At 48.5% G+C, this 6792-nt stretch carries 3 protein-coding genes, 1 tRNA gene and 2 rRNA genes; 1 reads left to right on the forward strand and 5 read right to left on the reverse strand.

Annotation, left to right across the window (positions count from 1 at the left end; translation table 11 throughout):
- Positions 1-19: 19 nt before the first annotated feature.
- Positions 20-3691: a methionine synthase gene (gene metH / locus C9I98_RS25380; RefSeq protein ID WP_107272638.1), complete on the reverse strand. Its 3672-nt coding sequence runs from the start codon at positions 3689-3691 to the stop codon at positions 20-22.
- 196 nt (positions 3692-3887) lie between these two features.
- Here metH and C9I98_RS25385 point away from each other — a divergent pair, with 196 nt between their 5' ends.
- Positions 3888-5171 carry a cation:proton antiporter gene (locus C9I98_RS25385; protein WP_036816321.1) on the forward strand — a complete coding sequence of 428 codons (1284 nt, stop codon included), beginning with the start codon at positions 3888-3890 and terminating at the stop codon, positions 5169-5171.
- An 80-nt stretch (positions 5172-5251) separates the two neighbouring features.
- On the opposite strand, the gene metA is transcribed toward C9I98_RS25385, so the two are convergent.
- The 4 genes from metA to rrf (C9I98_RS25405) all read right to left on the reverse strand — a co-directional run bounded on the left by metA (position 5252) and on the right by rrf (C9I98_RS25405) (position 6781).
- Positions 5252-6193: a homoserine O-acetyltransferase MetA gene (gene metA / locus C9I98_RS25390; protein WP_036816320.1), complete on the reverse strand. Its 942-nt coding sequence runs from the start codon at positions 6191-6193 to the stop codon at positions 5252-5254.
- A 223-nt stretch (positions 6194-6416) separates the two neighbouring features.
- A 5S ribosomal RNA gene (gene rrf, locus C9I98_RS25395) occupies positions 6417-6532 on the reverse strand.
- A gap of 9 nt (positions 6533-6541) precedes the next feature.
- Positions 6542-6617 (reverse strand) — tRNA-Thr (locus tag C9I98_RS25400).
- Positions 6618-6665: 48 nt separating this feature from the next.
- A 5S ribosomal RNA gene (rrf, locus tag C9I98_RS25405) occupies positions 6666-6781 on the reverse strand.
- Positions 6782-6792: the final 11 nt, after the last annotated feature.

The raw sequence follows: 6792 nt of genomic DNA on the forward strand, positions 1-6792 counted from the left end.
TATGTCCTCGCCTAACTGGCTATAGGTTTGGCCCTAGCCACTTCTCAGCCTCTACCGTATCCCATCCCTTACGATCAGCATAACTATCACGCTGATCTTCCTGGATCTGGGCGATCGCAAAGTAACGCGAGTCCGGGTGCGAGAAGTACCAACCCGATACCGAGGCTCCTGGCCACATTGCATAGCTTGAGGTCAGTGACATACCAATGGTGTCTTCAACATTCAGTAGCTCCCACAAGCTCCCTTTCTCGGTATGCTCTGGGCACGCCGGATAGCCTGGTGCCGGGCGGATCCCTTGGTATTTCTCCCGGATCAAATCATCATTCGATAAGTTCTCGTCCGGCGAGTAACCCCAGATATCCTTACGAACGCGCTCGTGAAGGCATTCGGCGAACGCTTCTGCCAAACGGTCAGCAACCGCTTGGATCATAATCGCATTGTAGTCATCGCCATTAGCCTTGTATTCATCGGCCAGCTCACGCTCCCCAATACCGCCCGTGACGGCAAAGGCCCCAATCCAGTCTTTTTTACCGCTCTCTTTCGGGGCAACATAATCCGACAGGCAGTAGTTATACCCTTTAGGCTTTTCCGTCTGCTGACGTAAGTTGTGCAGGACTTTGGCCACTTCGGTACGCGATTCATCGGTGTAGACTTCGATATCATCACCAACGCTGCTCGCAGGGAACAGCGCACACATACCTCGCGCCTTGAGCAAATCTTCTTTCTCAACACGATCCAGCAAGGCATTGGCATCATCGAATAGACGCTGCGCTTCTTCACCCACCTCTTCATGCTGCAAGATGGCAGGGTACTTGCCCATTAATGACCAAGTCATAAAGAACGGTGTCCAGTCGATATATTTGCGCAATATCGCAACATCGAAGTCATCAAACACATGCACTCCCGGCTTCACCGGTGCTGGCGGGGTGTACGACTGCCAGTCAATCGCGACTTTGTTGTCTCTCGCCAGCTCAAGGGTGACAGGTTTGGTACGCGGCTTCTTGCGACTGTGTTGATCGCGCACGCGTTCATAGTCCAGATCTAGCTTTTCGATAAAGCCCGGACGAAGTTCATCTGATAGCAGAGAAGTACACACCCCAACCGCGCGCGAAGCGTTGTTCACGTATACCACCGGCTGGCTATAGTTCTGCTCTATCTTCACCGCGGTGTGGGCTTTGGATGTCGTCGCCCCGCCAATCAGCAATGGTAGATCAAAACCTTGGCGCTCCATCTCTTTCGCGACATGGACCATTTCATCCAGAGATGGCGTGATCAAGCCAGACAAACCAATAATGTCAACGTTCTCTTCCTTGGCAACCTTCAAGATTTTCTCGCACGGTACCATCACGCCAAGATCGATAATCTCGTAGTTATTACATTGCAGCACCACGCCGACGATATTCTTACCGATATCGTGAACATCACCCTTCACCGTCGCCAGTAGGATCTTACCGTTAGACGAGCCCGCCTGCTTAGAAGCATTAATAAATGGCTCAAGATGGGCAACCGCCTGCTTCATTACACGGGCGGATTTCACCACCTGGGGCAGGAACATCTTACCTTCACCAAACAGATCGCCGACGACGTTCATACCGTCCATCAACGGCCCTTCGATCACTTCAAGTGGCTTGCTGGCATTAACACGGGCTTCTTCGGTATCTTCAACAATGAACTCGGTGATCCCTTTAACCAAAGCATGCTCAAGGCGCTTCTCAACCGACCAACTACGCCACTCCAGTGCAGCCCCATCATCTTGCTGACCCACACTGCTAGTCCGGTATTCTTCCGCAATTTCAAGCAGGCGTTCAGTTGAATCTTCACGGCGGTTAAGCACCACATCTTCAACCGCTTCGCGTAGTTTATCCGGTACGTTGTCATAAACTTCAAGCTGTCCGGCATTGACAATACCCATATCCATCCCACGCTTGAAACAGTGGTATAGGAAGACAGCATGTATGGCCTCGCGCACGTAGTTGTTACCACGGAAGGAAAACGACACGTTGGATACACCACCGGAAATCATTGCGTGCGGTAAGTCGCGCTTAATATCACCCACGGCTTCGATGAAGTCGACCGCATAGTTGTTATGCTCTTCAATACCGGTTGCCACAGCAAAGATGTTCGGGTCAAAAATAATATCTTCTGGCGGGAAACCAACTTCATCAACCAAGATACGGTAGGCATTGGTACAGATTTCCAGCTTACGCTCACGGGTTTCTGCTTGGCCCAATTCATCGAAGGCCATCACAATCACAGCAGCACCATAACGGCGGATCAGCTTAGCCTGCTCAACAAACTTCTCTTTCCCTTCTTTGAGAGAAATAGAGTTAACGATACCCTTGCCCTGAATACATTTCAGGCCAGCTTCAATCACCTCCCACTTCGAGGAGTCGACCATAATTGGTACTTTTGAGATCTCAGGCTCTGAAGCGCACAGGTTCAAGAAGCGCACCATACAAGCTTCGGCATCCAGCATGCCTTCATCCATATTGATATCGATGATCTGGGCACCATTCTCGACTTGCTGGCGGGCAACCTCCAGCGCTTCATCATAGAGCTCTTCTTTGATCAGGCGCTTAAATCGAGCAGAGCCAGTTACATTGGTACGCTCACCAACATTAACAAACAGTGTCTCTTTCTCGATGGTTAATGGCTCCAGACCCGACAGACGGCAGGCAACAGAATGAGTCGGCGGCACCCGAGGAGATAGGCTGGCAACCGCTTCCGCCATTTTGCGGATATGCTCAGGCGTTGTTCCGCAACAACCACCTACAAGGTTCAAGAAACCACTTTCTGCCCACTCTTTAATGTGAACAGCCATATCTTCCGGCGACAGGTCATACTCACCAAAGGCATTTGGCAACCCCGCATTCGGGTGGGCAGACACGGCACTCTCTGAAATATTCGATAGTTCTTCAACGTACTGGCGTAGCTCGTCTGGGCCAAGTGCGCAGTTTAGGCCAAAGGAAATTGGGCTGACGTGGCGTAGGGAGTTGTAAAACGCTTCGGTCGTCTGGCCCGATAACGTGCGTCCCGATGCATCGGTGATGGTACCCGAGATCATCACCGGCAGCTTGTAACCGAGCTCATCGAACACGGTTTCAACCGCAAAGGCACACGCTTTGGCATTTAGAGTATCAAAGATGGTCTCAATCAAAATGATATCGGCGCCGCCTTTGATAAGCGCGTGCGTTGACTCGGAGTAAGCTTCTACTAGCTCATCGAAAGTCACATTACGAAAGCCGGGATCATTTACATCCGGTGAGATAGAACAGGTGCGGTTCGTTGGGCCAAGAACACCAGCGACAAAACGCGGCTTCTCTGGCGTTTTTGCCGTCCATTCATCAGCGACTTCACGGGCAAGGCGAGCAGCTTCGAGGTTAATCTCGGCGCTCAAGCTTTCCATGTCATAGTCAGCCATCGCAATGGTAGTGGCGTTGAAAGTATTGGTCTCTAAAATATCGGCACCGGCTTCAAGGTAAGCCGAATGGATATCCTTAATCAACTGGGGCTGGGTTAGCACCAAGAGATCATTGTTTCCTTTAAGGTCGCTGTGCCAGTTAGCAAAGCGATCACCACGATAATCTTCTTCCTCGAGCTTATACCCCTGGATCATGGTACCCATACCACCATCAATGATCAGGATTTGCTCTTCGATACGTTTTTGTAATAAGTCCTTGCCAGTCAACACCGCACTACTTCCTTATCAATTTTTACAGCTAGTTCACATCCTACCATAGCAGAAATGGAAATCTAGACGTCTAAAGTGGTTTTCAGTGATTAAATATTGGTGCAGTTGGTTAAAAATAGTAATAGCTATCACGCAGTGAACCATTTATATTTTGTCACAATTTACAGCTTTCTTTTTTATCACCTGTGAGGTCTGGATGTCAGTCTACAGCACCCTCTGCTTCCTAGCGGCTGCCGCGATGTTAATTGCTTTTGTTAACAGCAAGATAGGAAAAATGCAGAGCACAATTGCCATTACTGCGGGAGCCTTGGTGCTATCGCTCAGTATTATTGTCGCTGGCCAAAACGGCTGGTTCCACCTTGAAACCATTGCAGCCGAGCAACTAGGAGAGATCAATTTCGAAAGCTTCCTCTTGCAAGGGATCCTCGGTTTCCTACTCTTTGCCGGTGGACTGGGGATTAAATTACCGCACTTGGAAGAGCAAAAATGGGAAATAACTACCCTTGCACTTGCAGCAACCCTGTTCTCGACCATCTTTATAGGGGTTGTACTATGGGGGATATGCCAAGTACTTGGGATTCAATTAGATCTCATTTACTGCCTAATTTTTGGCTCATTGATCTCGCCGACTGACCCTATTGCCGTACTGGCCATTGTCAAAAAACTCGATGCGCCTAAAAGGATTTCAACCCAAATCGAAGGCGAATCCCTCTTCAACGATGGCTTTGGCTTGGTGATCTTCGTAACCTTATTTACCATCGCCTTCGGCAATGAAGCCCCAACCGTTTTGGGTGTTGGACAGCTATTTTTACAAGAAGCGATTGGTGGCATTGCCTATGGTTTTGCGCTTGGACTAATTTTCCACTACCTGATCAGCTCTACCGACGATCACTCTATGGAATTGCTACTCACCTTAGGCATACCAACAGCGGGTTATGTCTTTGCCGATGTTATCCACGTATCAGGCCCATTGGCAATGGTCGTTTCAGGGATCATGATTGGTAACTGGACCCGCTATATCGGTTTTTCAAAAGAGAGTGAAGACCACCTCGATCACTTCTGGGAGCTTGTTGACGAGTTCCTCAACGGCGTGCTCTTCCTGCTTATCGGTATGAGCATGCTACAGTTCAGCTTTCACCAAGAAGACTGGGTATTAATGGTTATCGCAGTGCCGCTCGTACTATTTAGTCGCTTCCTCAGTATCCAACTGTCATATATAGGATTCCAGCGCTACCGTGACTACAACCCAATGTCAGTGAAGATCCTGACATGGGGCGGCTTACGTGGTGGCCTAGCACTAGCAATGGCGATGGCGATCCCTGCAGGTGTAATGGTTATCCCAGAGAAAAATATCGATGTGCGTGAGATCATCTTGGTGATGACCTATTCCGTGGTTGTCTTCTCAATACTCATTCAAGGCTCGACAATCACCCCGCTCATACATAAAGCCAAAGCTTGGGAAGCACAAAATAATAACTAGCCAGGTGAAAAAAGACCTGCTCAATAGCAGGTCTTTGGGTATTCGATTCATTTAGATGACTTGAGTTCGCTCAACGCCCACTACTCATCTTTGGTAAAGTTAGCTTCAGAAAAGTGCTCAAGATCATATGGTGTCTGCTGATAAACGCAGTAATTCAACCAATTTGAAAACAACAAATGACCATGGCTCCTCCAGCTTGCTGATGGGCGATTTTCAGGGTTGTCATCTGGATAGTAATTCACGGGCACATTTGGATCCATTCCCTCCCCAGCATCACGCGTATATTCATTGTGTAATGTCAACGCATCGTATTCAGGATGGCCTGTCACAAACACATTCCGCTTATCTTTTGTCGCGGCGAGGTACACACCGGCCTGATCCGATGTTGCAAGAATATCTAAGTCGGTATGCTCAGATAAGAACTCCGGTGAAAAATCAGCGTAGCGCGAATGTGGTGCCAGGAAAGTATCATCAAAGCCACGAAGTATCGGGTGGTGACAATCATGGGTACGATGATGGTAAACACCAGATAGCTTTTCCTTCCGGGTGCGCTTAGGCAAGTCATATAGCAGCTTAAGTCCTGCTTGTGCAGCCCAGCATACAAAGAGCGTAGAGGTCACATGCTCCTTAGCCCAATTCATGATGGTTTGGATTTCTTCCCAATACAGTACGTCTTCAAACTGCACTAAGCCCAAGGGCGCACCAGTCACGATCAACCCATCAAAGTTACGATCCTTGACCATCTCGAATTGGCGGTAGAAAGTATCCAGGTGCTCTGTCGGGGTGTTTTTCGTCGGCCGATTATCTATACGAAGTAACTCGACATCAACCTGCAATGGGCTATTTGACAGCAGGCGAAGAAACTGGGTCTCTGTTTCTATTTTCTTCGGCATCAAGTTAAGCAGAAGCACCTTCAATGGACGTATTTCCTGACTGGCAGCACGTGCCTCAGACATGACGAATATGTTTTCTCCACGAAGAATATCTGTCGCAGGAAGTTGATCAGGAATTTTTATCGGCATTGCAGTTTGCTCCTTAAACTTACATCAAACGCCCCACCTTATCTTCCACAACAAGATGTTTAGACGTCCAGATTTCTAAATAAAACTATAGAAGTTTAGCGGCTGAAGCAAGCAAAAGAATATTAAAATAATTGAACTTGATTGAAGGTACATGAAAAATATTCATCATTTTTCATGGTTCAGAAACGAGAAAACCCAGCCGAAGGCTGGGTTTTAAAAGGGAGTTCAGCAATGACCTACTCTCACATGGGGAAGCCCCACACTACCATCGGCGCTACAATGTTTCACTTCTGAGTTCGGCATGGGATCAGGTGGGTCCATTGTGCTATTGTCGCTGAACAAAATTAGTGGTGCTAGTACCCAGATTTGAACTGGGGACCTCACCCTTACCAAGGGTGCGCTCTACCAACTGAGCTATACCAGCACGCAATTCTGCGTTGAAATTCGCTAATGCAAATTTCTAAAATTTGGAGCCTGGCGATGTCCTACTCTCACATGGGGAAGCCCCACACTACCATCGGCGCTATTACGTTTCACTGCTGAGTTCGGCATGGGATCAGGTGGGTCCATAACGCTATGGTCGCCAAGCAAAATTCTTA

Source organism: Photobacterium sanctipauli, from assembly GCF_003026495.1.
Lineage (GTDB): Bacteria > Pseudomonadota > Gammaproteobacteria > Enterobacterales > Vibrionaceae > Photobacterium > Photobacterium sanctipauli.